This window comes from Nonomuraea sp. NPDC049646, from assembly GCF_044465525.1.
Lineage (GTDB): Bacteria > Actinomycetota > Actinomycetes > Streptosporangiales > Streptosporangiaceae > Nonomuraea.
In genome coordinates, this window is the sequence record NZ_JBITLU010000001.1 from 539071 (window position 1) to 563175 (window position 24105).

Genomic DNA, 24105 nt, shown 5'->3' on the forward strand with positions numbered 1-24105 from the left:
TCCACACGCTGCGCAGACGACCATGAGCGCGCTCCATCTGCCCGCCGGCGGCGGCGCCGTCCATCCGTTCCTCAGCACCGCCATGACCGTGAAGGCGGGCGGGGCGGAGACCGGCGACCGGCTCACCGTCATCGAGCAGGAATGCCCGCCGGGCTTCGCCACGCCGCTGCACGTGCACCGGGACGACGACGAGGCGTTCTACGTGCTGTCGGGGACGGCCCGGATGCACTGCGGCGAGCGGTCGTGGCAGGTCGCCGCCGGGGCGTTCGTCCTGCTCCCCCGGCGGGTGCCGCACGCCTTCGCCAACGGCCGGGACGCTCCCCTGCGCCTGCTCCAGCTCACCTGGCCCGCCGGCTTCGAGCACTTCGCCGCCGAGGTCGCGGCCGGGGACGTCGATCCCGGCCGCCTCGCCGAGATCGCCGCCCGCCACGGCTACCAGGTCATCGGGCCGCCCCCGGACGACGCCGGCTGACCTCCTGCACACCTCTTCCCCCCCCAATGCCCCGAGGAGTCCTCATGAAAGGCGTCCGCAAGACCGCCGGCGTGCTCGTGTCCGCCGTCGTCCTGACGCTGTCCGTCACCGCGACGGCCGGCGCGTCCGCCCTGGAGCAGAAGACGTACGTCTGGCGCGGCTACCTCTCGGCGGGCCGCTGCACGATCGAGCCCGGCGCGACCTGGACCCTGTACTCGAACGGCACGGCGCGCCTGGACGCCACCGTCTCCAGCCTCGGCGACGAGGACGCCTGGCTGATGTGGGCGCACCTGAAGGACGGCGCCGGCGCCCTGCTCGGCGACATCCGGGTGTACGGCAGCACCAGCACCAAGTTCGTCAAGAACCTGCACGACCGCAGGACCTATCGCTGGATCGCCAGGGGACAGTTCGACCCCGACCTGTTCGACCTGGTCAAGCGCATGTCGCTGAGCAAGCACTGCTGAGCCCGCGCACGCCCGCCGCCACCTTCGACCGAGAGGACGCCCATGAGCCGCGCAGCCCCACCATCCCGAACCGGCCCGGCCGCCGCCGCCCTGCTCGCGGCGGCCTTCTGCCTCACCACACCGGCGCCCGCGGCGGCGGCCGGCAGCGCGTGCGACCCGTCGCTGGTGGCGCCGTCCGGCAGTCTCATCGGCGGCCTGTGGCGCTCCAACGGCGGCGAGCGCAGCGTGTACGGCTGCCCCACCACCAAGGAGTACGGATACCCGGACAAGAAGGGCTCCTGGCAACGCTTCACCAACGGCAAGATCGTCTGGTCGCCGAACCTGGGCGACGGCACGCTGGTCCGCGTCTACCAGAAGGGCCAGAACCTCGTCTTCAAGTGGAGCGGCCTCGGCCGTGACTGGGACTTCTTCAACGTCCGCTGGAGCAAGGACGGCGGCCGGGCCACCCAGGTCCGGACGGGCCGCCTGACCGCCTGGAGCGGCCAGTACGTGATGGCCCCCTACGTGCGGGACGGCGTCGGCACCACGACCAACGGCCACGAGGTCAACACGTTCGCCTTCGTCGTCCAGGGCTGCGACAGGGCGACCTTCGGCTCCGACTGCGGCCCCTGGAGCATCCCCACCTCCATCAGCCTGGCCCACTGACCAGGCCCTACGCCGGACGCCCGCCGCGCCGAACAGCGCGGTGGGCGTTCGCGCGGGGCATGGCGTCAGTGGGACAACGACGCGTCCGTGGTGTCGACCTGCTCGCAGTCGGCCACGGCCCGGGCGCACAGCGCGAACACGTCCTGCTCCTGCTTGCGGAGCCTGCCGAGCGCCCGCCGGACTTCGCCCAGCCGTTCGGCGTCGTCGATGCGCCCGACCAGTTCCTCGGCGAATGGTCGCGACGCCGAGCAGCCACGGCCGCAGCAGGTAGCCGTCGGGGTCGATCTTCGCCCGTAATCGCCAGGCGTCCAGGAACGTCAACGTTCACGACCGCGTTCGACGGCCCCCTGGAGGAACGGACCGATGCCCGCACGCCGCACGGAGAGGGCATCGGCCGATCCTGACTAGCGCCGGGGACGGCCGGCTTCACCGATGAAGGGCTCCTGACCACGGCCGAGGGCCTTCACCGGCGTCCTGCCGTCTTCCGGTTCAGACGCGGCGCTCGTCGACGCCCACCGCGCCGACGCCCGTGCCGAGCCGGCCGCAGACGCCCTGGGACTGCCCCGAACGACCCGGCGGCAGGTCGACCCAGTCGCCGACGACGTCGGGCGCCCAGCCGCAGGTGACCACGGCCCGGAACCGCCAGGTCTGGCCCGTCGGGTTGCTGCACATCGCGATGCCGAGGTAGTTGTCGTTGTTGTGGACGAAGGTGTCGCAGTCGAGCACCGTGGCGGCCGACGCCGGCGTGGTGAAGCCCAGCGACAGCAGGGCGACGGACCCGGCGACGACCGCCGCGACATGCCTTGTCTTGCGCAATGCCCCTCCTGAACGGGTGTTTGCCTGTCACTTACCGTCATGCAGCGTACGCAAAGAGTGGCGGAGGCGGAAGGCGCGGTCTCGTCAGGAGTCGCTTCCCCCGGAGCGTCGGCGGCAGGGAGGCGGGGGTTCAGGCCGTGTTGGTCGGCGAGGGCCGCGAGCGCCCGTTCCCCTGCCACGGCTGGTCGCCGAAGGGCGGGGTGAGCTCGTACAGGAGCCGTTGCGGGCCCTGGTAGAAGGCAGCGAGCAGCGGGGGCGCCGCCTCCAGCTCGGCGGCCAGGACGTCGAGCGCGGCGGGCAGGTCGACGTCCGCGGTCGCCACCGCGACGCAGGCACAACCGGTCAGCTCGGCGGCCAGCGGCTGGATCGTCTCCGTGAACAGGCCGGCGATCGGGTGCGGCACCACTTCCTGGCGCAGCGCGTCCAGGACGAGGGCGGCGATGCTGCGGAGGTGCGGGAAGCGTGCCGCGGTGGCGATCATCGCCTCGTGCACCGGTCCGGCGTCGGGGCCGGGACGGGCCACCACCCGCAGGTGCCGGGGCGTCAGGGGGAGCCAGGTCCAGTCGATGGTGTCGGCGTCGGCCACCACCACGTCGTCCCGGTCGTCGGTCAACGCCCGCAACGCCAGGACGTCGGCCCCGCCGCACAGCAGCAGCGTCGCCGGAGGCAACATCCGGTCGACGAGCGGAAAGACCGGCGGCGCAGGCGCAAGCCGCGGCCGCACCCCCTCCCCGACAACCGCACCCCCGCCCATACCCAACCAGCCCGCCACCTGCCCAAGAGGCGCGCCACCCCCCGCCGACCGATCTGCCTCCTGCCCGAGAGGCGCACCACCCCCCACCGACCGGCCCGCCACCTGCCCGAGAGCCGCGCCACCGGACGTCCCTGACCGGCCCGTCTCCTGGTCGGCGTCGCCCGGACGGGCCGGGGCTGGCACGAGGCCGGCACCGGCCCGCGGCAACGCGACCCGGTCCGCCGCCGCCCCAAGCTCGCCGAACGCCGCGGGCCCATCGGGCTCTGCGGGCCCGTCGCGCCACGGCGGTCCGGCCTGGTTGGCGGGCAGGGTTGGGCCGGTGTGCGTGGCGCGGTCCGGTGTGGGGGTGGAGCCGTTCGGGGCCGGTACGGGGGCGTTCGGGGCGGCGGCGGCGCGGAGGGGCTCGCCTGGCCGCCAGGGCCCGCCGGCGGCGAGCGGGGATGCGGCGGTGGCGGCGGGGACGATGGCGCGGACCAGCGCGACCGCGTCCTCGCCCGCCCCGCACTCCAGGAAGGCCTCCGCGCCGCGGGCGGCCAGCCCCCGGACGGCCTGCTGGAAGTGCACGGTGACGACCATGGCGTCGGCGGTGACGGCGACGGGGTCGTCGTCGGGGGTGAGCAGGCGTCCCAGCGCCGGCGAGAACACCGGCCAGCGCGCCGGAGCCGTCCTGACGCCGGACAGGCGGCCCCTCAGGTCGGCGGCCGCGGCGGCGACGGCGGGCGTGTGGGCGGGGTGCGGGACCTGGAGTGCGGCGCTCGTCCAGCCCAGGTGTCCGGCGATGCGGGCCGCCTGCGGCATCAGCTCGCGCGGCCCCGCCAGTACGCACCGCCGCGGCGCGTCGTCGCAGCCGACCACGAGATGGGGATGGTCGAGCAGCGCGACCAGCCGCCGGGCCTGCACGGCCGAGACGTCGAGGGACAGCATCGTGCCCGGCCAGTCCAGGCCGGTCAGTGCGCGGCTGCGCGCGCAGGCCAGGCGCGCGCCGTCGCCCGCGCTCAGCACCCCGGCGGCGACCAGGGCCCACAGCTCCCCGAGGCCGTGGCCCACCAGCGCGTACGGCTGGAGCCCTTCCCGTACGAGGGTGTCGAAGGTGGCTAACGACACCGCCATCAGGGCCAGGTAGTGGCTCTCGGGGCCGGGCGGGCGGGGGACGTCCGGGGTGAGGAGGTAGGCGCCGAGCGGTGGCGAGCCGTACTCGGCGGCGACGGCGTCGATCTCCCGCAGGAGCTCCGGGACGGCCGGCGTACGGGCGGCCAGGGGCGCCAGCACCCCGGCGGCGGGCATGGCTACGCTGCCCGGGAAGACCGCGACGACTTTGCTGCGCATGTAGTCCCTTCCTGGAGGCGGGGCTTTGCGGCACACGGGAAAGGACCGGCGAAGGGCGCGTCTCGGCGAACTGCTCGCGCCCGTCGCCGGCGTCCGTCCGGCCGAACGACTGATACCGCTCGCACACGATAAGTAGTCGTGTCATCGCGACACGTCACCCTATCGACGGAGAAACTCGCCTATAGCCGTCCGCACGTCTTGCGACCCGGGCCCCGAAGTGTGCACTCGCCTCGTGGCATCACGTGGAGCGATGGGTTAGTCACTTATGGCGGTCGGGATTCTGGGGAGCGCGTCCGTCGTGGTGATACGAACGGGTGGGTCAGTGCGACCCGGGGGGTGCGCGATGGAGATCTGCCCGGAAGAGCTCGGCGGCGGCCACGGTGACGACGTACGCGCCGGGCCCGCCGCCGGGCGCGGGGTGCTGCACGGCGCGTTCGCGGTGCTGGAGGAGCTCGCGCGGGTGGAGGAGGCCGGGCTGACGCAGCTCGCCGTGGCCACCGGCCTGCCCAAGGCGACCGCCCACCGGCTGCTGTGCCGGCTCACCGACCTCGGCCTGGTCCACCGCGAGGACGGCGGCCGCTACCGCATCGGCACGCGGATGTTCCGCTGGGGTCAGCGCTGGTCACCGGCCCAGGTGCTGAGCACGGCCGCCGTGCGACCGCTGCGCCGGCTGGCCGCCGCCGGATGCGCGGTGACCATCGCGGTCAGGGACGGCGACGACGTCATCGTCGTCTCGGGGATCGGCGACCCGGCCGTGGACGAGGTCTTCCGCATGCGTCCCGGCCTGGTGCTGCCGGTGGCCAGCGCCGCCGAGGTCGTGCTGGCGGTGGGCAACCCGGCGTCGGGCCGCCGTCCCGATCCCGGCTGGAGCCTGCCGGAGGGGCACTCCCCCGCCGAGTGGGCGCGGCGGGTCGGCGACGCCCGCGAGCGGCGGGTGGCGTTCGACTTCGAGGCGGCCCTGCCGCCCCTGGGATGCGTGGCCGCCCCCGTGCGGGCGCCGACGGGGGCCGTGGTGGCCGCGGCGGCCGTCGTGGTGGTCGGCACGAGCCGGCTGCCCTTGCTGGCCGACGCCGTACGCGAGACCGCGGCGTGCATCAGCGCCAATCTGGCCCGGGTGCCGGGAGCGGGCCGCGCCCTGAGCCTGCTGGCCGCCCCGGAAGGCCCGCCACCCGACCGGTAGGCCCGCCACCCGGCCGGTGAGCCCCGGCCGTCCACCGTCCCGAGGCCGTGAGCCGCGCACCGTCCCGAGGCCATGAGCCGCGTACCCGAGGAAGCCGTGACCGGCGGGGGGGGGCCCCCGGGCCCCCCCCGCCCCCCCCCGCCCGGGGGGCGGGGCGGGGGGGGGGGGGGGGGGCCCCCCCCGCCGCCCCCCCCCCGGGCGCGCGCCCCCCCCCCCGCCCCCGCCCCCCCGCGCCCGCCCCCGCCCCCCCCCCGGCCGGGGGGCCCCGCCCCCCCCCCCCCGCCCGGGCGGCGACGGCCAGGTGTGCCGTCCTGTGAGGTGGGTTCGGGTACGCGGCCGGCGGGTGGCTAGGCGTCGAAGTCGATCACCAGCCGCCCCAGCCGGGCGCGCAGCGGGACGCTGTCCGCGTGCGCGAGCCGCTCGCCCACCGGGATCCGCTCCGGCGCGCCGCCCCCGGCCGCGTCGAGGACGACCGTCTCGTCGGCCGTGCCGGGGGCGATGCGGTAGCGTTCGCGCTCCTCCACCAGGAGGCGGTACTGCCAGACGATGTCCAGCACCGCCGGGGGGATCACCGCCGACCACTGGTAGCCCGTCTGGGCCGTGCCGCAGGTCAGCTCGGCCGTGATCGGCGTGTCCGTCCAGTCGAGCTCTTCGGCGCTGGTGAAGGGCCGCCGCTGGACGGTCGCGGTCACACGGTGACTCGCCGCGACCCCGGGCAGCCCGGCACCGGCCCGCGTGCCGAGCTCGGTGGCGGCGGCGGGCCCGGCCAGGACGACGCGCAGCCCCCCGCCGGACACCTCCTCGACCGTCAGCGTCCGGCGCGGCACGAGCTGCGCGAACTCGGCCTGCACCACCGGCGACAGCTCCAGCCCGGTCAGCGCGTGCGGCTGGTAGCGGGCCAGGGCCAGGCGCAGGTACGGGAAGCAGGCCGACGCCTGCCCGGCGGCGCCCAGGTCCACGTCCACGTCGGCGGACCACAGGCGCTTGGCCGGGTCGTAGGACGGCTCGTACGCCACGACGGCCCCGGTCAGCTCGCGCCCCTCCCCGGACTCGGCCAGCCGCAGCCCGACGGCGGTGACCGGGCCGGGGAAGTTGCCGGGAGCGGGCGGGGGCAGCACGGTCGCGTCCGACCGGACGGGATCGCTGCCCCACCGGGTCGCCAGCCGGCCGGGCAGCGCGTCGCCCCCGGGCGGGTCGAGGACGACCGCCAGCAACTCGTCGTCGCCGGAGGAGAACCACGGCCGCTCCAGGTGGACCCGGACGCCGGCCCCGTCGCGTACCGACACGAAGCGCCGCTCGCGGCGGTCCTCCTGCCGGCTCCACCGGAAGGTGGGCAGCAGGTACGACGGCTTCGGCGGCTCCGGCCGCCTGCTCGCGGGCACCGGCCAGCCCCGCCCGGACGGCCCGGCGCTCGGCTCGCCGGCGCTGGTGACCAGGCCGGGATCGGCGGTGATCGACGGGTGGAAGTACTCGCGGAACCGGGTGGTGGCGGTCGGCCGGTAGACGACGTTGCGGTGCAGCGTGTCGCCGAAGTCGTGGCGGACCGGGGTGGCCGAGTGCGGCAGGCGCACCTCCTCGCGGTCGGAGTGGTCCAGCTCCACCTGGCCGACGTGGGCGTGCTCCCTGATCCGGCGCGGGGCCGGTTCGGCGAGGTCGTCGATCCAGCGCGTCCAGGTGGCGTCGATGTCGACGTGCCCGGTGCTGCGGGGGTGCGCGCGCAGGGTGCCGTGCAGGTCGGCGAAGGTCTGCTCGGGGTCGCGGGCGAAGTCCAGCCCGGCGAGCGCGGGCGGCGACAGCGGGCGTTCCACGGCGTGCACGAGACGCAGCTCCGTGTACGGGGTGAGCAGCCAGTTCAGCCCGGCGACGGTCTCCTCGGCGATCAGCTCGCGCTCGGCGTCGGTCAGGTCGCGCCAGAAGTCCGAGACGAGCAGGCGCTGCCAGACGGGCAGCAGGGCGAGGTCGGCCGCGGTGAGCCGGCAGCTGAGCCGTACGGTCGCCATCTCGGCCTTGGGCAGGTGGACGGTGAGCCGGCGCGGGACGTCCTGCCAGCGTGGCGGCCCGTCCCCCTCCTCGATCCGCAGCGTGAACGGCGCGGCGTCCGGCCAGACGTCGTGGAAGCCGTCGTAGAAGGAGACGGGGTGGATGGGCGGCGCGCCCGGCAGGCCGTACAGCGTGACGCCCCTGGCCAGGACGTCGGGCAGGTACGGCAGGATCAGCTCGGCGGCGGTGTGCACGACGAACTCGCCCCGCTTCAGCCCGGCGCCGCGCGGCACGGGGAGCTGGGTGACCGGCTCGGGGTCGGCGGCGTCGTGCTTGGCGACCGCGATCTCGCCGAAGAACAGCAGGTCGCGGGTGCGGCGCGGGTCGTCGGCGCAGCTGACCACGGTGTCGAGGAACGTGCCGGCCTCGCGGGCGGCGGCCGTGAAGAACCGGCTGCGCATCTCCTGCGGCCGGTCGCCGCCGATGGCGTCGTCGAACCGGCCGTGCCGCTCGGCCATCTGCAGCGACGTCTTGGGCGGGGCGACGAACCGCTCGTCGTAGTAGACGTACCGGCGGCTCAGGCCGTCGGCGGCGGGCGGGTGGTCGGTGTGGCCGGGGACGTCCTGCCGGTCGAGGGCCCACTCCCAGGCGGGCACGTCCCGTCCGGCGGCCGTGACGGTGCTCCGGATGACCAGGCACTGGCTGGACTCGCCCTCGTTGAACGGCTTGCGCTCGACGATCACGGGCGGCGGCACCGGCTCCCACCGCGAGTACGTGATCGCCCGCGACACCGCCGACGCGGGCGCCTCGGCCTCCGGGGCCAGGGCGTTGCCCGCCAGGTCCACGACGCGGGCCCGCAGCCGGTAGGTGCGCCCGTACCGGAGCGCCGGCAGCGAGCCGGGCACCGGCGTGAACTTGGTGTCGAGCGGGAAGTTCGCGTCCACCTCCGGATCGGCGACGACCGGCCGGCCGAACCTGTCCAGCGTGCGGCCGGGCAGCGGGGCGGCCAGGCTCCAGCCGTCCCAGCCGAACAGCGCCTGGTGCACGTACAGCTCGTCGGCCCTGGTGGCGTCGCGGGTGACGGCGCTCGCCCGGACCGCGCCCTCGTCGTCGGCGATCCCCTCGATCCAGTACGGCGGCTGCCCGCCGCGGCGGATGAGGTAGGAGCCGCGGCGGCGGCACAGGGAGAGCCAGCCGGTGACGGCGCCGTCCGGGCCGACGATCCCGGCGTCCACATGGAACCCGCGGACCAGGTGCCCGGCGTGCAGCTCGGGCACCGCGTCGTCCGATCCCCGCTGGTGGGCGGCGTCGTCTCCGATCTGGGCGGCCAGCCAGGCGTCGCGTCCGCGGTGGAAGACGGTGAGCCCGGCGCCCTGGAGCGCCGTCGTGCCGGCGCCCAAAGGCTGGGCGCTCGGCCGGCCGCTCGGCCCGCTCAGGCCGTGCATGCGCTCGATCAGCGCGGTGAAGTCGGCGGCCTTGATGGCCGCGCCGTCGATGTCGGCGTCGGTGACCGTCCAGTCGTCGCCGCCGAGGCCGAACCAGCCGCCCTGGACGGGGTGACCGGGCGGCGACGCGGCGGTGAAGCGCTGCTCCGGGGCGAAGTCGTAGAGCGTCCACGGCCGCAGCCGGTCGGTGTCGAACGGCGGGGGCACGTCCTCGAACGCCACCCGGAGCCGTCCGGCGGCGGCGAGCCCCGCAGGCACGGGGACGACGAGGTCGAGGACGAGCCCGAGCCGGCGGCACAGCTCCGGATAGTCGGCCAGGAAGCCGCAGACGCCGTGGAACTCGACCTCGGGCGGCTCCGGCCGGGGCCGGACGGCTTCCGCGTCCGCCGGGCCGCCGCCGTCGCCGGGGGGTTTGGGCCGGTCGCAGAACCTGACGGCCTCGGCCAGCGCGAACCGCGTCTCGTCGCCCCGGTAGGCCGCGCTCGTCCGGTCGAGGGTGGCTGGGCCCGGCTCGGCGGCGGAGCGGACGCCACCGCCGATCATGCCGTCGATGGCCCGGAAGGCGGCCTGGGGGTCGCCGCTGAACCTGCTCATCTCGCCGACCACAGGCAGTTCGCGGACCAGACCGGTGTACGGCTGACGCCAGGGCCGACGCGGGCGGCCGTCTCCGAGGGCGGCCTCGCCGCTTCCCGAAGGCGTGAGGCGGTCGCTGATCACGGCCTGGCCGATCTGGTCGTACAGCGTGGCGATGCGCTCGTGGACCAGCGCCGCGGGGAACGAGCGCAGCGCCCGCACGCCCGGCGAGCCCGCCGTGACCGCCGCGCCGAGGGCGCCGGCGGCGGCCAGGGAGCGCGACCGGACCGGCGAGGCGGCCGGGAAGAGTCTCCCCCACAGGTCGGAGTCGGGGGCCGGGGAGCGCGGGTCGGGGCGCGGGACGACCGCTGCGTGCCCGTCCCACACGATCCGCAGGGCCGGCAGCACCGTCTCGCGCAGCGTCCGCGGCCAGTCGGCGAACTCCGCGACGTCGTCGAGCCGGCCGCGCGGCGCCTCCAGCCGGGGCCCGACGGCGACCGACAGCCGCACCTCGCCCGGCCCGGCCGCCCCGGCCGGCAACGCCGTCCACAGAACCTTGAACGTGCCCATGCGCTCCCCCGTACTCTGTCCGGTCCGTTCGCTCATGTCAGACCACCTCCGCGAAGGCGGCGCACTACTCGGCCGACCGGGTCTCGTCGCGCGCCGGTGACCGGATCCCGGTACGGCGCCATCATCCGGGCGAAGGTCGCGGCGGAACCGGCCCCCTCGCCGCCGTCCGCGACCGCGTCCCCGGCGGGCTCCGCGGCGGCGGTCAGCGAGCGAGCGCCGCCGAACCGCTTCTCGCAGCCGATCTCGACGGACTCCTCGAAGAACCCGATCTCGATGGTGATCGTGATCCGCGCCCGGCCGACCGCGTCGCCGCCCTCGTACCCCAGCTCCAGGTAGAGCTCGATCGAGGCGGAGACCAGGCCGAGGGCGTCCACCCCGCCGCGGGCGCGGAAGTAGCGCAGCGCGCGGACCCCGTCGGGCGGCAGCACGATCCCGAACCAGCCGCCGCCGCCGAACAGCGAGACGGTGAGCCGGAACGGCGCGTCCCTGCGGCAGAACGCGAACCCGATCTCCAGCGGCCGGGTGCCCGCGAACGGCAGGTCCAGGTAGGCGTTCAGCGAGATGTTCTCCAGGCTGAAGACGCCGATCGCCAGGTTCGGCAGCGGCGTCCCGTACCTCGCCAGCACGCCGCGCGGGGAGACGTCGAGCGTCGGCGGGTCGCTGAACCCGTCGAGCGGGATGATCCGGCGCAGTGTCTCGGCGAACGACAGCGCCCCGACGAACTCGACGTTCCGGAACGCCACCTCGACGTCGGGCTTCTCACCGGCCCGCGCGGTGAACCTGATCCGCCGGAAGTCCAGCCGCATCGCCTCCAGCACGCCCGGCAGCAGCACCAGGTCGAACTCCTCCAGCGTGCAGGTCACGTCGGCGGCCGGGCGGATGTCGGGCCGCAGCGCGGCGCGCAGGTCGACGACCACGGAGAGGCGGCCCTCGCGCGCCGGGTCGCCGGAGCCGTCGTGCGGGACGAAGACCGGCTGCTCGCCCTCGCGCAACGACCAGGGCTGAATGCCGGGCGTCCACTCCAGCCGGACGGCGACGGACTCCGGCAGCCGCAGGCCGGCCCCGGCGCTCTCGATCGCCTGCCGCAGCGGCAGCACCCCGTCGGGGGCGTCGTCCCAGATGGCCAGGGCCTGCCGCAGGTGGCCGACCTCGACGGGCGGCGGCACGTACGGCCGGTGCCCCGGCTCGGTGAACGGCCCGCGGTCGCTGGTGAGGTGGACGAGCGCGGCCCGGTCGGTGGGCGTCAGCGACGTGGTGAGCGGGTCGGGCGGCGGATCGACCGGCGTGTCGCCGGGGAAGTCCCTGGTCCACACGGCCCTGGCCCGCGTGTCGCGCATCCGCGTGTGCCACAGCTCCACCCGGTCCGCGTCGTCGGCGGGGGCCGTGCGGTGGGTCCAGCGCGCGTCGGGGGGCGGTGACAGCAGCAGCCGGTACGGCAGCTCGATCGCGGTCCGCGGATCCCCCGCCGGGTCGCGCAGCGGGCCGGCCGGGCCCTCGTCGCCCACCGTGCGCAGCGGCAGCCGTCTCATGGCCGCCAGCAGGCCCTCGGCGGTGTACGGCACCTCGTCCTCGGGCCCCACGACGAAGACCAGCACGGTGCGCCCGCTGATCCGGGAGACGACGGGAGGCGCCGGATGGGGCTGCACCGGGACGGGATCGGGCGGCCCGGCCCCGGCCGACTCGAAGAACGCCTGCTCCACGACGTGCTGCGCGGCGAACGTGACGACGATCAGCCCCTCGCGCTCCGGCGCGGTCCTGACCAGGATCCGGCCGGCCGCCGGGCGCCTGAACGACAGGCCGGGAAAATCGAAGCGCAGATCCGCCAGGTCGGCGGTGCGGACCAAGCGGACCTGCTCCGGCTCCTCCGCGGGACCGGTCAAGGCTTCACCACCCTTTCCCGCTCAGCCGACGAAGGGGGACGCGAAGGCGAACTGCTCCCGGTGAACCAGGTCGGTGACCTGGACGGAGCCCACGGCGCGGTCGAACCGGAAGGGGTTGTCGTCCGGGATGCTCCGGGTGCCGCAGAACGCGGTCTGCCCGTTCTGGAGGTGGATGGCGGTGCACCGGGCGTTGCCGGGGAGCGGGTCGAGCGTGGCGGTCAGGGTCTCGACCTCCACCGCGGAACCCGTGCCGTTGAAGACCTCGGTCTGGGCCTGCTTCCAGGAGGCTCCGGTGCCCCAGATGCAGGCCCGGGCCGACAGGCCGGGGAAGACCGCGCTGGAGACCCAGCTCCCGCACGTCGGGTCGGCCGCCCGGACGCTGCTCGCCTGGGCCGCGCCGGGCGCCGTCATCGCCGCCCCTGCCACGGCCGTCGCGAGGAGGGCCCCGGACAGGGCCCTCGCCGTTCTGTCGTTCATCGTGCACGTCCTTCCGTGGGACGGTCCGATCGCCCGGGCAATCGTCGCTCTGCGTGAGTGATCGCTTACATCGCGTCCATGCTGTTGGTGCGGGAGGGCGGCGGGCAACGTTCGGTCCACTCAGTGGACCGGCCGCGCGCGGCGCGTCGGCGCAGCTCACAGGGGTATGGCCCCGGCATGCCCGAAGGACATCTCATCCACCGCCACGCCGCCGGGCAGCACGCGGACCTGGCCGGGCGGACGGTGCTCGCCGCGGGACCGCAGGGCCGGTTCGACGCGCGGCCGTGGGACGGGCGGGTGCTGACGGAGGTGGAGGCGGTCGGCAAGCACCTGCTGTACCACTTCGCGGACGCGCCCACCGTCCACGTCCACCTGGGCATGCGGGGCATCTTCCTGCGGTACGACGATCCGGGGACGTCGCCGCGGCCCGGCACCCGGTTGCGGCTGGCGACCGGCGAGGTGGCCTACGACCTGATCGCGCCTTCGCGGTGCGAGGCGCTGACCCGCGGGCAGGTGGCGGCGTTGCGGGACTCGCTCGGGCCCGACCCGCTGCGCGCGGACGCCGTGCCGGAGCAGGCCGTGGCCCGGCTGACCGCGTTCGGCGGGCCGGTGGGCGCGGCCGTGCTGGACCAGAAGGTGTGGTCGGGCATCGGGAACGCGTGGCGGGCCGAGCTGCTGTTCCTCGTCGGCCTGCATCCGAACGCCCGCGGCGTCTCCGCCGAGACCGCCGGGCGGCTGTGGGACACGGCGGTCAGGCATCTCGCTCTCGGCCGGGACGCCGGGCAGGTGGTGAGCGACCCGGACGCCCCCTCCGAGCGCTGGGTGTACCGGCGCGAGCACTGCCGAAGCTGCGGCGCACCCGTGCTGACCTGGCAACTCGCGTCCCGGACCGCATATTCTTGCCCCATGGAACAGCCGGAGCGGCCGTGACCGGCCTCCTCGACGTCCGGCGGATCTACGCCGAGCCCGCGGCGGCCGCGCTGCCGCGCGGCCGGGAGGTCCTCGCCAGGTTCCCCGGCGCGGAGATCGTCGAGGTCGAGAGCCACCACCGCATCCCCGAGCTGTACGGCGACGAGGCGAACGTGGCCCGCTGGGTGCGGATCAAGACCGAGGCGCTCGTGCTCGGCGTCAAGAAGTCGCTGACGGCCCGGCCCAACGGCCGCTCGGCCGACTTCATCGCGCCCTCCACGGCCAACGGCTGCGCGATGGCGTGCGCCTACTGCTACGTGCCCCGGCGCAAGGGTTACAGCAACCCGATCACGGTGTTCGCCAACATCGACCAGATCACCGGCTACCTGCGGCGGCACGCGGGCCGTCAGGGCGTCAAAACCGAGCCCAACCAGGTCGATCCCCGCCTGTGGGTGTACGACATCGGCGAGAACTCCGACTGCTCGCTCGACGCCACGATCTGCGACAACGTCCGGGACCTGGTCGAGCTCTTCCGCGACCTGCCCAACGCCAAGGCCAGCTTCGCCACCAAGTACGTCAACCGCGACCTGCTCGGCTGGGACCCTCGGGGGCGTACGCGGGTGCGGTTCAGCCTCATGCCCGCCGCCGACTCCAAGCTCCTGGACATCCGCACCTCGCCGGTCGCCGAGCGCATCGACGCGATCGACGACTTCGTCGCGGCCGGTTACGAGGTTCACGTCAACCTGAGCCCGGTGGTGGTCCGGGACGGCTGGCTGGAGGACTGGGCCGAGCTGCTGGAGCGGCTCGACGACGCGCTGTCGCCCGGGGCGCGCGCCCAGCTCGCCGCCGAGGTGATCTTCCTGACCCACAACGACCGGCTCCACCAGGTCAACCTGGGCTGGCATCCGAAGGCCGAGGAGGTGCTGTGGCGGCCTGAGCTGCAGCAGGCCAAACGGTCGGAGACGGGCGGCTGGAACGTCCGCTACCGCAACGGCCACAAGGGCCGCTACGTCGCCGCCCTCACCGGGCTGATCGCCGCCAGGCTCCCCTACTGCCGCATCCGCTACGCCTTCTGACGGCCTGACCCGGCCTCGGGCCCGGAAACCAGGCGCCGTCCGGGACGTCGAGCCAGTCGTGGGCGGCGGCCAGCTCGTCCCCGGCCTGATGGAGGGCGCGCAGGCCGGGATGGTCGTCGTCGGCGCGGAGTCGGCCGGGCAGCTGTGCGACCGCGCGTCCCGCGCCCTGGGGTGGCGCCGTCACGCCGGCGAACCGATCTGGGGCGCGCGGCCGGTTCTCGGACGGCCGCGTGACTCGCGGACGAAGGACAGCGCCACCGCGCCCGCCACCGGCCCGGCGGCCAGGGTGGCGAACGCGGCCGAGAAGGAGCCGCTGGCCTGGTAGACCGCCCCCACCACGACCGGCACGGTCACGCTGCCCAGTTGCGCCACCGCGTTCGTCGCGCCCGCCGCCGAGCCGGCCAGCGCCGTCCCCGACAGGCCGGGCACCATGGCGATCAGCAACGGCGAGTACAGGTACGCGCCCAGCCCCGCGAACCCGGCCGTCACCAGGAAGGCCGTCTCCGTCTCCATGCCGCCGAACAGCAGCAGGCAGCCGGCGAAGGCCACCAGCACGGCGACCGCCGGGCGTTTGCGTCCCCCTCCGGCCAGGTCGGTGGCCAGGCCGATGACCGGTTTGCCCACCGCGCCCGCCGCCGCGAACACCACGACGACCGTCCCGGCCGCCACCGGGTCGAGCCCGTGCCCCTTCACCATGAGGGTGTTGGACCAGGTCACGAAGCCGTACGTGCCCCACAGCCCGCCGAAGCCGGCCAGGCCGATCAGCAGCAGGTCGCGGTCGCGGGCCAGGCCGCGCACCGACGGGCGCGCGGCCGGCGGCTCGCGCCGGTCGCGCAGCAGTGTCAGGCACACCAGCGCGAGCCCCATCGACACGATCCCGAACAGGTGGTACGAGGCCCGCCAGTCGTACCACTGGATCAGCCGGGGCACGAGCACGTTGGCGATCATCGTGCCGAGCGAGGAGGCCATGGTGAACACCCCCATCGCCAGCCCGCGCTCCCGCTCGCCGAACCAGGACGCGATGAGCTTGACGCCCGCCGCGAAGTCGGCCCCCGCGCAGAGCCCGATCAGCGCCTGCACCGCGATCCCGGCCCCGGCGGACGGCACGGACCCGAACGCGATCATGAAGCCGCCCGCCGTGAACAGCGACCCCGACAACACCACCCGGCTGCCGATCCGGTCGCCGAGCAGCCCGCCGCCGAGGTTGGACAGCACGTAACCGACGTAGTACGCCGTCGCGAACGCCCCCAGGCCCGCCAGCGACACCCCCAGCGCCTCGCCCGCCTGCAACGACGCGGGCCCCCAGGTGGACCGGTCGACGGAGGTCATGGTGAGCGAGGCCCAGCACAGCAGCAGCACCACCCACCGCCGCAGGGACCTGGGCTCGACCGGCGGTGACACCGTGTAATCGCTCACGTGCGGTCACGCTACTGCCTCACCGCACGCCTTGTGACTCTCTGTACTTGAGACATGACAATCTGCTACTCTCGGCGATCCTTCCAGACCACGTCGAGGGGATCTCGAAATGTTCAAGAGAAGACGCGGATCAGCCGGTCTCGCGATCGCCGCCGCCGTGGCCGGCGCCCTGGCCTTCACCGCGCCGGCCGGCCCGGCCCACGCGGCCGCGCCCGTGCCACTGCCCCACCCCTACCCCGGCTTCGGCCCCGCCTGGCCGGCTCCGGCGGGCCCGGCTCACGCCCACAAGTCCGCCCCGGCCGCTTCCGACAGCCAGGGCCTGCTGAACAAGATCGCCTCCGGGGTGTCGTGACCCCCTGACCGGCAGGGCGCCGGGCGTCGGCGCACGACCACGCCCGGCCTGCCCACTCCCCCGCACCCCTCAGGCGCCCGGCGCCCCGGGGGCGTCGCCGGCGAAGTGCCGCAGAACCATCTCGATCAGCGCGTCGACGTCGGCCTCGACCATCGGCTCGCCGGTCATGCCCATCCGGTGGAGCAAGGTGCCGACGACGACGTCGATGTAGAGCAGGACGCGCTGCTCCGGCTCGCCGAGCGCCTCCTGGAGCGCGAGCCGGTACGGGTCCTGGAACCGGGTGGACAGGACCTCGCGCAGGGCCGGGTCGCTGACGGCGTCGCTGAACACCCCCGCGAACGCGTCGCCCGTGCCCGGCTCGCTGATCTTCCCCGCGATCCAGCGGATGGTCGAGGACATGATCCCGGCCCGGTCGGCGCCCTCCAGCGGCGCCGGGCCGAACGCGTCGAGCAGGCAGTCGACGATCAGCTCGCCCTTCGTCGGCCAGCGCCGGTAGACCGTCGTCTTCGCCACCCCGGCCGCGGCGGCGATGCGCTCGACGGTGGCCCGCGCGTAGCCGAGCTCGTGGACGGTGCGCAACGTGGCGGCGAACACCTCGGCGTTGACGCCGGCGCGCGGGCGACCGGGCGGTCTGGCGGGAGTGCTCGCTCGGGACATGCCTGAACGATATCCGATTGCGCTACCTTAAGTATCGATACTTCAGGTAGCGGAATTGGAGGACCCCATGACCGGCAGCCGCGATCCGAGCCGGGCACACCGTCCCGCCCCGAGCCGCCCGAGGCCGTCCCGCCGCCGGAGCCGGGCGGGGGCGGGCTGCTGCGGCCGCACGTCCCGGCGTTCGTCGCCGTCGTCGTGGCGCAGGTGATCGGCGCGGTCGCGGGCCTGGCGCCGCTGCTGGCGGTCGTCGAGGTGGGCCGCGTCCTGCTGTCGCCGGGCCCGGTGGACGCCGGGCGCGTCCGGGCCGCGGTGCTCGCGGGCGTGGCCGGGCTGTTCGTGCGGCTGCTGCTGACGGGCGCGTCGTCGGCGCTCGGGCACGTGCTCGACGGCCGGGTGCAGCTGTCGTTACGGCGGCGGCTGGCCGACCGGCTCGGGCGCGTGCCGCTCGGCTGGTTGTCCGCCCGCCGCACGGGCGAGCTGGCCAAGGTGGTGGGCGAGGGCGGGGCGCTGCTGTCCGGCGGTGAGCGTCAGCGCGTCTCGATCGCGCGGGCGCTGCTGAAGGACGCCCCCGTCGTGCTGCTGGACGAGGTGACCTCCGCGCTGGACCCGGTGAACGAGGCGGCCGTCCAGGAGGGCGTCGAGCGCCTGATGGCGGGGCGGACGGTGGTCATGGTCGCCCATCGCCTGCGGACCGTCCGGCGGGCCGACCGCGTCGTCTTCCTCGACGGCGGCCGGATCGTGGAGGCGGGCGGCCACGACGAGCTGCTGCGCCGCGGCGGCCGGTACGCCGGCTTCTGGAACGTCCCGGCGGCCGTCCCGGGCTCGAAAATGGAGTGAGCCGGCTGGATCACGTGCGTACTGTGATCAAGGTGGATCCAGCTGACTTCTACACCGGTCTGGTCGCGGAGCTCTACGGGCCGCTGAAATCCGTCTCCCAGGACCCGGAGCCCTATGCCGCCTTCGTCGAGCGGGCCGGCGTCCCCGCGCTGGAGCTGGGGTGCGGGGACGGCGATCCCCTGCTGGAGCTGCGCCGGCGCGGCCTGGAGGTCGACGGCGTCGACTCCTCCGCGGACATGCTGGCCCGGCTCCGGCGCCGGGCCGGCGAGCTGGAGGTGCCCGTGACGCTGTTCCACCAGCGCATGGAGAGCCTGCGCCTGCCTCGCCGCTACCGGGCGATCTTCCTCGCCGGGCCGACCTTCACCCTGCTCCCCGACGACGCCACGGCGCTGGCCGCCCTGCGGGGCATCCGGGCCCACCTGGACGAGGGCGGCGTCGCGCTGGTGCCGCTGCTCACCCCCGGCCCGGTCCCGGCCGACCAGCTCTGCCGGGCGCGCACGGCCGTCGCCCCCGACGGCGCCGCGCTGCGGGTGTCCGTCGTCTCCCAGCGCCGCGACGAAGCCGCCCGGACGCAGACGACCCTCCTGCGCTACGAACGCCACCACGGCCCGGACGTCACCGTCGCCGAACGCCCGTGGGTCCTGCACTGGTACCCCCGCGAGCTGTTCGCGGAGCTGGCCGCGGCCGCGGGCCTGGCCGTGACCGCCGTCACCGACCCGGACGGCCACCCCGCCCCGGCCCACGCCACCGACCTGCACGTCCACCTCGAACCCGCCGCCTGACGCGGCGGCGGGCCCGCGCGATGTCGTCGTGCGTCTTGGCGTGTTCGCGGCACGTCCACCGGGCCGCCCGAGGCATGATGCCCCATGCCGAACACGCAGGCCAGGAGCCTGTTTCCGGTCGAACTAGGGCGTAACGGGCTGCTGGTCATCGCGGCTCGGGCGCTGCGGACCTTCGGGTACGGATGCACCAGCGTGCTCCTCGCCGAACTGCTCACCCAGGACGGCGACGCCCCCTGGCAGACCGGCCTGCTGCTGGCCGTGGCCGCCGCCGGATCGGTGTTCGCGAGCCTGCTGCTGGGCCTGTTCGCCGACGCGTGGGGGCGGCGCCGGACGCTGATCGCCTGCGGCTGCCTGATGGCGGTGACCGGGGTCGTGTTCGCGCTCAGCGAGTCCTACCCCGTCCTGATCGCCGCCGCCTTCATCGGGACGATCTCGCCCTCCACCAACGACAACACGCCCTTCTCCGGGGTCGAGCAGGCCATCCTCGCCCAGACCTGCGCCCCGGCCCGGCACACGTCCGTCTTCACCTGCTACAACGTCACCGCGCTGGCCTCCGGCGCGCTGGGCGCGCTGGCCGCCGCCGCGCTCGGGCTCCAGACCTGGACGTCGGCCCCCGACGCCGCCTTCGCCCTCTACGCGCTCCTGGCGGCCGGGACGGTGACGCTGTTCTGGCGCCTGACGCCGCAGGCCGAGCCGCCCCGGACCGCGGCCCCCGGCCAGGACCGGCGTCGCGGGCGGGCTCCCGGCCGGATCCGGCTGCTGGCCGGGCTGTCCGCCCTGGACGCGCTGGCCGGCGGGCTGGCCGTCCAGGCGGTGCTGGCCTGGTGGTTCGCCCATCGCTTCGGCGCGACGACCACCCAGCTCGGCGTGGTGTTCTTCGCCGCCAACCTGCTGCCCGCCCTGGCCCAGCTCACCGCGCCGCTGCTGGCCGCCCGGCGCGGCCTGCTGGCCACGATGCTCCTCCCCCACACCGTGGCCAACCTGCTGCTGGCCTGCATCCCGTTCGCCCCGGACCTGGCCACCGCCGTCGTCCTGCTGCTGCTCCGGCAGACGGTGTCCAAGATCGACGTGCCGGCGCGGCAGGCGTTCACGGCCGCGGTCGTCCCGCCGGGGCAGCGTACGGCCGCCGCCAGCATGACCAGCCTGGCCCGCAGCGTCGCCGTCTCGGTCGCGCCGATCGCCGCCACCACCATGCTGACCGGCACGCTGGCCGCGCTGGGCGCTCCCCTGCTGCTCGGCGCGGCCCTGGGCCTGGGCTACGACCTGGCGCTCTGGCGCGCCTACCGCGGCGTGCCGTTGTCCTGACGGTCACCGCCGCAGCCTCGGGTCGCGGGTCGGGTCGGCGTACATGCGCGGGCAGCCGCGCTCGACGGCATTCGGGCGCAGTTCGTAGTGCCAGGGCTCGTTCCGGTAGATCTGGCACAGCCCGTACGCGGCGCCGTGCGCCGACAGCCATCCGGCGGCCTCCGCACCCAGGTCGACCGCGTCCCCCGACACGTGCAACGACGTGTCCGGGGAGGCGACCCATCGGGCGGCCTCCCGCTCCGAGCCGTACCGGGCGACCGCCTCCCGGCGCAGCCGTTCCTGGTAGGCCGGGGAACGCCGGCCGCTGTTGACGACGAACTCGACCCCGTCGCCCGCGGCCCCGGCCGCCGCCCGGCGCAGGGCCCCGAGCAGCTCGGCGTCGAGGCCGGCGACGGCCGGGATCCCGTCGTCGAAGACCGTCACACCGTCGGGCACGGCCCCCTCGGCCGCGACGGTCTGTGACGCCGCCCGGTGGACGACGACGCCGGCCGCGAGCGTCACGCCGAGGACGACGAGCGCGGCCACCGGGGCCGACCGGGTCCGGCGGGCTGCCGTTCGTGCTGGTCCGCTGGTCATCATGCCGCCAGTCAAGGCAGCGGGCCGTTGCCGGCCCGTATGGGATTTTTCATATGCCGGCGATAGGCCCCGGGCCGTACGGTCAGGGGTATGCGGGTACTGATCGTCGAGGACGAGCCCTATCTGGCCGAAGCCGTCCGCGACGGCCTGCGCCTGGAGGCGATCGCCGCCGACATCGCCGGCGACGGGCACACCGCCCTGGAGCTGCTGAGCGTCAACGCCTACGACATCGCCGTCCTCGACCGGGACGTCCCGGGCCCCTCGGGTGACGAGATCGCCGGGCACATCGTCGCCTCCGGCAGCGGCATGCCCATCCTCATGCTCACCGCCGCCGACCGGCTCGACGACAAGGCCAGCGGGTTCGAGCTGGGCGCCGACGACTACCTCACCAAGCCGTTCGAGCTGCGCGAACTCGTGCTCCGGCTCAGAGCGCTCGACCGCAGGCGGGGCCACAGCAGGCCGCCGGTGCGCGAGATCGCGGGCCTGCGCCTGGACCCGTTCCGCCGCGAGGTGTTCCGCGACGGCCGCTACGTCCCGCTCACCCGCAAGCAGTTCGCCGTGCTGGAAGTCCTGGTCGCCGCCGAGGGCGGGGTCGTCAGCGCCGAAGAGCTCCTGGAGCGGGCGTGGGACGAGAACGCCGACCCCTTCACCAACGCCGTCCGCATCACGGTCTCGTCCCTGCGCAAGCGCCTCGGCGAGCCCTGGGTGATCGCCACCGTGGCGGGGGTCGGCTACCGCATCGACACGGCGCCCGCCGCCGGGCGCGAGGGGCAGGACCATGGATAGGGCCCCCGGCCTGAGCGTGCGGCTCAAGCTCACCCTGAGCTACGCCGGGTTCCTCCTGGTCGCGGGCCTCCTGCCGCTCGGCGCGGTGGGGGTCTACTACATGCGCGGCCTCCCCGACGACGCCATCTACTCCACCGGCGACTTCCTGATCAACCGCTCGGCCATCGTGCGGTCGTTCGCCCCGGTCGCGGCTGTCGTGCTGGCGTTCCTGCTGGTCTTCGGGCTGGTGGGCGGGTGGCTGCTGGCCGGGCGGATGCTCGCGCCCCTGACCCGCATCACCGACGCCGCCCGCAGGGCCACCGGCGGCTCGCTGTCCCACCGCATCCGGCTGCCGGGCCGCGCGGACGAGCTGCGCGAGCTCGCCGACGCCTTCGACACCATGCTCGTCCGGCTCGAAGCGCACGTCGCCGAGCAGCGGAGATTCGCCGCCAACGCCTCCCACGAGCTGCGCACCCCGCTCGCCGTCGCCCGGACGCTGCTCGACGTCGCCCGCACCGACCCCACCCGCGACCCCGCCGAGCTCGTGGACCGCCTCCACCTGGTCAACACCCGGGCGATCGACCTCACCGAGGCGTTGCTCCTGCTCAGCCGCGCCGACCAGCGGTCCTTCCCGCGCGAGCGCGTCGACCTGTCGCTGATCGCGGAGGAGGCCGTCGAGACGCTGCTCCCCCTGGCCGAGCGGCGCGGCCTCGCCGTCGAGACCGCCGGCGACCCGGCCCCCGCCACCGGCTCACCCGCGCTGCTGCTCCAGATGGCGACGAACCTCGTGCACAACGCCATCGTGCACAACCTGGCCGGGCAGGGCACGGTGTGGGTCACGACCGCCGTGCACGCCGGGACGGCGACCCTCGTCGTCGAGAACACCGGCGACGAGCTGCCCCCGGCCGTGGTGCCCACGCTGGTGGAGCCGTTCCGGCGCGGCACCGAGCGGGTCCGCGCCGATCACGCGGGGGTCGGGCTGGGGCTGGCGATCGTCGGCAGCATCGTCCGGGCGCACGACGGGACGCTCGACCTCGTCCCCCGCCCGTCCGGCGGCCTGCGCGTCACCGTGCGCCTCCCGGCGGGCGTCACGGCGGGCATCCCCCGTCGGCGGTCGCCCGCCGTCTGAACTCGGTGGGGGTCAGGCCGGTCGACTCGCCGAAGGCGCGGTAGAAGCTCGACCGCGTCTGGAAGCCGCTGGCGTGCGCGACCCGGTCGACGCCCCAGCCGGTGACCAGCAGCAACCGGCAGGCGTGGGCGACCCGCAACCGGGTGACGTACTGCCAGACGGGCATGCCGAGGGCCTGTTTGAAGGCCAGGGCCGCGTAGGTGGGGTGCACCCCGGCGGCTTCGGCGATCTCCTCGACCGACAGCCGGTCGGTGTAGCGGCGGGCGATCACGGCCAGCATCCGCTCGGCCGATCCGGCCGCCGCCGCCTCGGCAGGCGCCGTCCCGCGCGGCCCGCCGGTCAGGCGGGCCAGCCGGGCGTGCATCTCCAGCAGGCAGACCTCGGCCACGTCGGGGGCCGGCTCGTGGCGCAGCTCCCGGTCCCAGCGGCTCATGAGGAAACGGTCGTGCTCGCCCTCGGCGGCGGTGCCGTACAGGAACTCTCCCGACAGCGCCCGCTCGACCGCGCCGCGCAGCGGGTCGTGGCCGATGACGGCGCTCAGCGGGACGGTGGCCCAGAGGAAGTCCACGCCCTCGGCCGTGAGCAGCCGGTGCGGGTAGCCGCCCCAGAAGACGGCGAGCCGGCCGGGCGGCAGGTCCACCTCGCCGCCGGCGGTCGCGTACCTGGCGGTGCCCGACAGGACGAGGTTGAACTCGACCTCGGGGTGGAGGTGTGAGCGGGGCATGGGGCCCGACGTCACGTGGAACGCCTGCAGGCCGATGACCTGGGCGAGGGATCGCACACCTTGAGGATATGCGACATCTCCGATCTTCCGGGTGGATGACCGGAATGAGGTCGTCGCGGCAGAGTGGCGGCATCTCACCACACCCCGGAGGTTCCACCATGTCCGAGCTGGACGACTTCCTGTTCGACCTCAACGGCTATCTGATCCTCAGGAACGCCGTGGACGCGGATCTGCTGCGGCGGCTCAACGAGGAGTTCGACGCCTTCCCCCGCCACCTGGCCAGGGGCGAGTGGTACCGGGGCGCCCAGCGCCGCGACTACACCCCGGAGACCGGCTTCGAGCTGCACCAGGCGGTGGCGGCGGGCCGGCCGTTCGAGGAGCTGGTCGACCACCCGAGCTGGTTCGACCTGGTCAGGCACTACGCGGGCGAGGAGGACAGCTACATCCCCGGCGTCTTCGTGGACGAGACGATCGCCTCGATCCGCGAGTCGGGCGGCCACCACCCCGTGCACTCCGGCGGCTACCGGACCGCGCTGCGCTGCGGCTACCGCTACGACCACGGCGTCTTCCGCTGCGGCCAGGTCAACATCATCCTCGCGCTGACCGACATCGGCGAGGGCGACGGCGCGACGATGGTGGTGCCGGGCTCGCACAAGTCGAACTTCCGGCACCCGCTGGGCGGCGACTACGCCAGGGGCGACCGCATGGACACCCTGCCGGGCGCGATCCCCGTCCACCTGGAGAAGGGCGACGCGCTGCTCTTCGTGGACGGGCTCATGCACGGCGGCTCCACCCGGACCAACCCCGGCGAGCGCCGCGTGGTCATCTACCGCTACGGCCCGGTATGGGCGGGCAGCAGGTACGGCTACGTCTACGACGAGTCCTGGCTCGGCGGACTGACCGAGCGGCGGCGAAGGGTGCTCCACCCGGTGCCGCACGTCCACGTCGGCGACCCCTGTCCCGCGGAGCCCGGCGACAGGTGAGCGACGGTCCTC

General features: G+C 74.8%; 22 protein-coding genes. 13 read left to right on the top strand and 9 right to left on the bottom strand.

Translation table 11 applies throughout. From position 1 onward, the window contains the following. The first annotated feature begins 22 nt into the window (after positions 1-22). Genes ACIBQ8_RS02565 through ACIBQ8_RS02575 form a run of 3 tightly spaced genes read left to right on the top strand, consistent with a single transcriptional unit; the run spans position 23 to position 1581 of the window. Positions 23-472 carry a cupin domain-containing protein gene (locus tag ACIBQ8_RS02565; RefSeq protein ID WP_397190804.1) on the top strand — a complete coding sequence of 150 codons (450 nt, stop codon included), beginning with the start codon at positions 23-25 and terminating at the stop codon, positions 470-472. Between the two features lie 44 nt (positions 473-516). Then, positions 517-936 (top strand): DUF6294 family protein, encoded by a 420-nt coding sequence (locus tag ACIBQ8_RS02570; protein WP_397168445.1) that lies wholly within the window; start codon positions 517-519, stop codon positions 934-936. Positions 937-978: 42 nt separating this feature from the next. Next, positions 979-1581 (top strand): LGFP repeat-containing protein, encoded by a 603-nt coding sequence (locus ACIBQ8_RS02575; protein WP_397168447.1) that lies wholly within the window; start codon positions 979-981, stop codon positions 1579-1581. 489 nt (positions 1582-2070) lie between these two features. On the opposite strand, the gene ACIBQ8_RS02580 is transcribed toward ACIBQ8_RS02575, so the two are convergent. Together ACIBQ8_RS02580 and ACIBQ8_RS02585 are read right to left on the bottom strand one after the other, a co-directional pair. Next, positions 2071-2397, bottom strand: a complete 327-nt coding sequence (locus tag ACIBQ8_RS02580) for a hypothetical protein (RefSeq protein ID WP_364334628.1) — start codon at positions 2395-2397, stop codon at positions 2071-2073. A gap of 130 nt (positions 2398-2527) precedes the next feature. Beyond that, on the bottom strand, positions 2528-4477 hold the full coding sequence (locus ACIBQ8_RS02585; RefSeq protein WP_397190805.1) for an acyltransferase domain-containing protein: 1950 nt from the start codon (positions 4475-4477) through the stop codon (positions 2528-2530). Positions 4478-4820: 343 nt separating this feature from the next. On the opposite strand from ACIBQ8_RS02585, the gene ACIBQ8_RS02590 reads away from it, so the two are divergent. Beyond that, positions 4821-5657, top strand: coding sequence for an IclR family transcriptional regulator (locus ACIBQ8_RS02590; protein ID WP_397190806.1), 837 nt, complete (start codon positions 4821-4823; stop codon positions 5655-5657). Between the two features lie 347 nt (positions 5658-6004). Here ACIBQ8_RS02590 and ACIBQ8_RS02595 read toward each other — a convergent pair whose 3' ends face one another. Genes ACIBQ8_RS02595 through ACIBQ8_RS02605 form a run of 3 tightly spaced genes read right to left on the bottom strand, consistent with a single transcriptional unit; the run spans position 6005 to position 12582 of the window. Continuing rightward, the gene (locus tag ACIBQ8_RS02595; RefSeq protein WP_397190807.1) at positions 6005-10261 is read right to left on the bottom strand and encodes a hypothetical protein; all 4257 of its coding nucleotides are present in this window, start codon (positions 10259-10261) and stop codon (positions 6005-6007) included. Further along, positions 10258-12105 (bottom strand): hypothetical protein, encoded by a 1848-nt coding sequence (locus ACIBQ8_RS02600; RefSeq protein WP_397190808.1) that lies wholly within the window; start codon positions 12103-12105, stop codon positions 10258-10260. The genes ACIBQ8_RS02595 and ACIBQ8_RS02600 overlap by 4 nt, the downstream gene beginning before the upstream one ends. 21 nt (positions 12106-12126) lie before the next feature. Then, a complete protein-coding gene (locus tag ACIBQ8_RS02605; protein WP_397190809.1) occupies positions 12127-12582 on the bottom strand; it encodes a hypothetical protein in 456 nt (151 codons plus the stop codon). A gap of 177 nt (positions 12583-12759) precedes the next feature. Between ACIBQ8_RS02605 and ACIBQ8_RS02610 the strand changes: the two genes are divergently transcribed. Further along, on the top strand, positions 12760-13512 hold the full coding sequence (locus ACIBQ8_RS02610; RefSeq protein ID WP_397168457.1) for a DNA-formamidopyrimidine glycosylase family protein: 753 nt from the start codon (positions 12760-12762) through the stop codon (positions 13510-13512). Beyond that, complete coding sequence (locus tag ACIBQ8_RS02615; RefSeq protein WP_397190810.1) at positions 13509-14567, top strand: spore photoproduct lyase family protein; 1059 nt, start codon at positions 13509-13511, stop codon at positions 14565-14567. The genes ACIBQ8_RS02610 and ACIBQ8_RS02615 overlap by 4 nt, the downstream gene beginning before the upstream one ends. Before the next feature lie 180 nt (positions 14568-14747). Here the strand turns inward: ACIBQ8_RS02615 and ACIBQ8_RS02620 are convergent, their stop codons facing one another. Then, positions 14748-15983: an MFS transporter gene (locus tag ACIBQ8_RS02620; RefSeq protein WP_397190811.1), complete on the bottom strand. Its 1236-nt coding sequence runs from the start codon at positions 15981-15983 to the stop codon at positions 14748-14750. Positions 15984-16092: 109 nt separating this feature from the next. On the opposite strand from ACIBQ8_RS02620, the gene ACIBQ8_RS02625 reads away from it, so the two are divergent. Then, positions 16093-16335 carry a hypothetical protein gene (locus ACIBQ8_RS02625; protein WP_397190812.1) on the top strand — a complete coding sequence of 81 codons (243 nt, stop codon included), beginning with the start codon at positions 16093-16095 and terminating at the stop codon, positions 16333-16335. Positions 16336-16404: 69 nt separating this feature from the next. On the opposite strand, the gene ACIBQ8_RS02630 is transcribed toward ACIBQ8_RS02625, so the two are convergent. After that, positions 16405-16992 carry a TetR/AcrR family transcriptional regulator gene (locus ACIBQ8_RS02630; RefSeq protein ID WP_397190813.1) on the bottom strand — a complete coding sequence of 196 codons (588 nt, stop codon included), beginning with the start codon at positions 16990-16992 and terminating at the stop codon, positions 16405-16407. Positions 16993-17187: 195 nt separating this feature from the next. On the opposite strand from ACIBQ8_RS02630, the gene ACIBQ8_RS02635 reads away from it, so the two are divergent. From ACIBQ8_RS02635 to ACIBQ8_RS02645, 3 genes are all read left to right on the top strand, one after another. After that, entirely contained in the window at positions 17188-17829 is a 642-nt protein-coding gene (locus tag ACIBQ8_RS02635) for an ATP-binding cassette domain-containing protein (protein WP_397190814.1), read from the top strand. A gap of 32 nt (positions 17830-17861) precedes the next feature. Then, on the top strand, positions 17862-18611 hold the full coding sequence (locus ACIBQ8_RS02640) for a class I SAM-dependent methyltransferase (protein ID WP_397190815.1): 750 nt from the start codon (positions 17862-17864) through the stop codon (positions 18609-18611). Between the two features lie 84 nt (positions 18612-18695). Beyond that, positions 18696-19916: an MFS transporter gene (locus tag ACIBQ8_RS02645; RefSeq protein WP_397190816.1), complete on the top strand. Its 1221-nt coding sequence runs from the start codon at positions 18696-18698 to the stop codon at positions 19914-19916. 3 nt (positions 19917-19919) lie between these two features. Here the strand turns inward: ACIBQ8_RS02645 and ACIBQ8_RS02650 are convergent, their stop codons facing one another. Further along, the gene (locus ACIBQ8_RS02650) at positions 19920-20495 is read right to left on the bottom strand and encodes a D-alanyl-D-alanine carboxypeptidase family protein (protein WP_397168469.1); all 576 of its coding nucleotides are present in this window, start codon (positions 20493-20495) and stop codon (positions 19920-19922) included. A gap of 87 nt (positions 20496-20582) precedes the next feature. Here ACIBQ8_RS02650 and ACIBQ8_RS02655 point away from each other — a divergent pair, with 87 nt between their 5' ends. Together ACIBQ8_RS02655 and ACIBQ8_RS02660 are read left to right on the top strand one after the other, a co-directional pair. Next, the gene (locus ACIBQ8_RS02655; protein ID WP_397190817.1) at positions 20583-21278 is read left to right on the top strand and encodes a response regulator transcription factor; all 696 of its coding nucleotides are present in this window, start codon (positions 20583-20585) and stop codon (positions 21276-21278) included. Further along, positions 21271-22386, top strand: coding sequence for a sensor histidine kinase (locus tag ACIBQ8_RS02660; protein ID WP_397190818.1), 1116 nt, complete (start codon positions 21271-21273; stop codon positions 22384-22386). The genes ACIBQ8_RS02655 and ACIBQ8_RS02660 overlap by 8 nt, the downstream gene beginning before the upstream one ends. Here ACIBQ8_RS02660 and ACIBQ8_RS02665 read toward each other — a convergent pair. Next, complete coding sequence (locus ACIBQ8_RS02665) at positions 22346-23167, bottom strand: helix-turn-helix domain-containing protein (protein ID WP_397190819.1); 822 nt, start codon at positions 23165-23167, stop codon at positions 22346-22348. The two genes, ACIBQ8_RS02660 and ACIBQ8_RS02665, sit on opposite strands and share 41 nt — an antisense overlap. Positions 23168-23268: 101 nt before the next feature. On the opposite strand from ACIBQ8_RS02665, the gene ACIBQ8_RS02670 reads away from it, so the two are divergent. After that, on the top strand, positions 23269-24093 hold the full coding sequence (locus ACIBQ8_RS02670) for a phytanoyl-CoA dioxygenase family protein (protein ID WP_397190820.1): 825 nt from the start codon (positions 23269-23271) through the stop codon (positions 24091-24093). Positions 24094-24105: the final 12 nt, after the last annotated feature.

Bases quoted from the DNA above. Each gene is read 5' to 3' on its own strand.
- ACIBQ8_RS02565 (WP_397190804.1), top strand. From the start codon at position 23: ATGAGCGCGCTCCATCTGCCCGCCGGCGGCGGCGCCGTCCATCCGTTC.
- ACIBQ8_RS02570 (WP_397168445.1), top strand. From the start codon at position 517: ATGAAAGGCGTCCGCAAGACCGCCGGCGTGCTCGTGTCCGCCGTCGTC.
- ACIBQ8_RS02575 (WP_397168447.1), top strand. From the start codon at position 979: ATGAGCCGCGCAGCCCCACCATCCCGAACCGGCCCGGCCGCCGCCGCC.
- ACIBQ8_RS02585 (WP_397190805.1), bottom strand. From the start codon at position 4,477: ATGCGCAGCAAAGTCGTCGCGGTCTTCCCGGGCAGCGTAGCCATGCCC.
- ACIBQ8_RS02590 (WP_397190806.1), top strand. From the start codon at position 4,821: ATGGAGATCTGCCCGGAAGAGCTCGGCGGCGGCCACGGTGACGACGTA.
- ACIBQ8_RS02595 (WP_397190807.1), bottom strand. From the start codon at position 10,261: ATGAGCGAACGGACCGGACAGAGTACGGGGGAGCGCATGGGCACGTTC.
- ACIBQ8_RS02605 (WP_397190809.1), bottom strand. From the start codon at position 12,582: ATGAACGACAGAACGGCGAGGGCCCTGTCCGGGGCCCTCCTCGCGACG.
- ACIBQ8_RS02610 (WP_397168457.1), top strand. From the start codon at position 12,760: ATGCCCGAAGGACATCTCATCCACCGCCACGCCGCCGGGCAGCACGCG.
- ACIBQ8_RS02625 (WP_397190812.1), top strand. From the start codon at position 16,093: ATGTTCAAGAGAAGACGCGGATCAGCCGGTCTCGCGATCGCCGCCGCC.
- ACIBQ8_RS02630 (WP_397190813.1), bottom strand. From the start codon at position 16,992: ATGTCCCGAGCGAGCACTCCCGCCAGACCGCCCGGTCGCCCGCGCGCC.
- ACIBQ8_RS02645 (WP_397190816.1), top strand. From the start codon at position 18,696: ATGCCGAACACGCAGGCCAGGAGCCTGTTTCCGGTCGAACTAGGGCGT.
- ACIBQ8_RS02650 (WP_397168469.1), bottom strand. From the start codon at position 20,495: ATGATGACCAGCGGACCAGCACGAACGGCAGCCCGCCGGACCCGGTCG.
- ACIBQ8_RS02655 (WP_397190817.1), top strand. From the start codon at position 20,583: ATGCGGGTACTGATCGTCGAGGACGAGCCCTATCTGGCCGAAGCCGTC.
- ACIBQ8_RS02660 (WP_397190818.1), top strand. From the start codon at position 21,271: ATGGATAGGGCCCCCGGCCTGAGCGTGCGGCTCAAGCTCACCCTGAGC.
- ACIBQ8_RS02670 (WP_397190820.1), top strand. From the start codon at position 23,269: ATGTCCGAGCTGGACGACTTCCTGTTCGACCTCAACGGCTATCTGATC.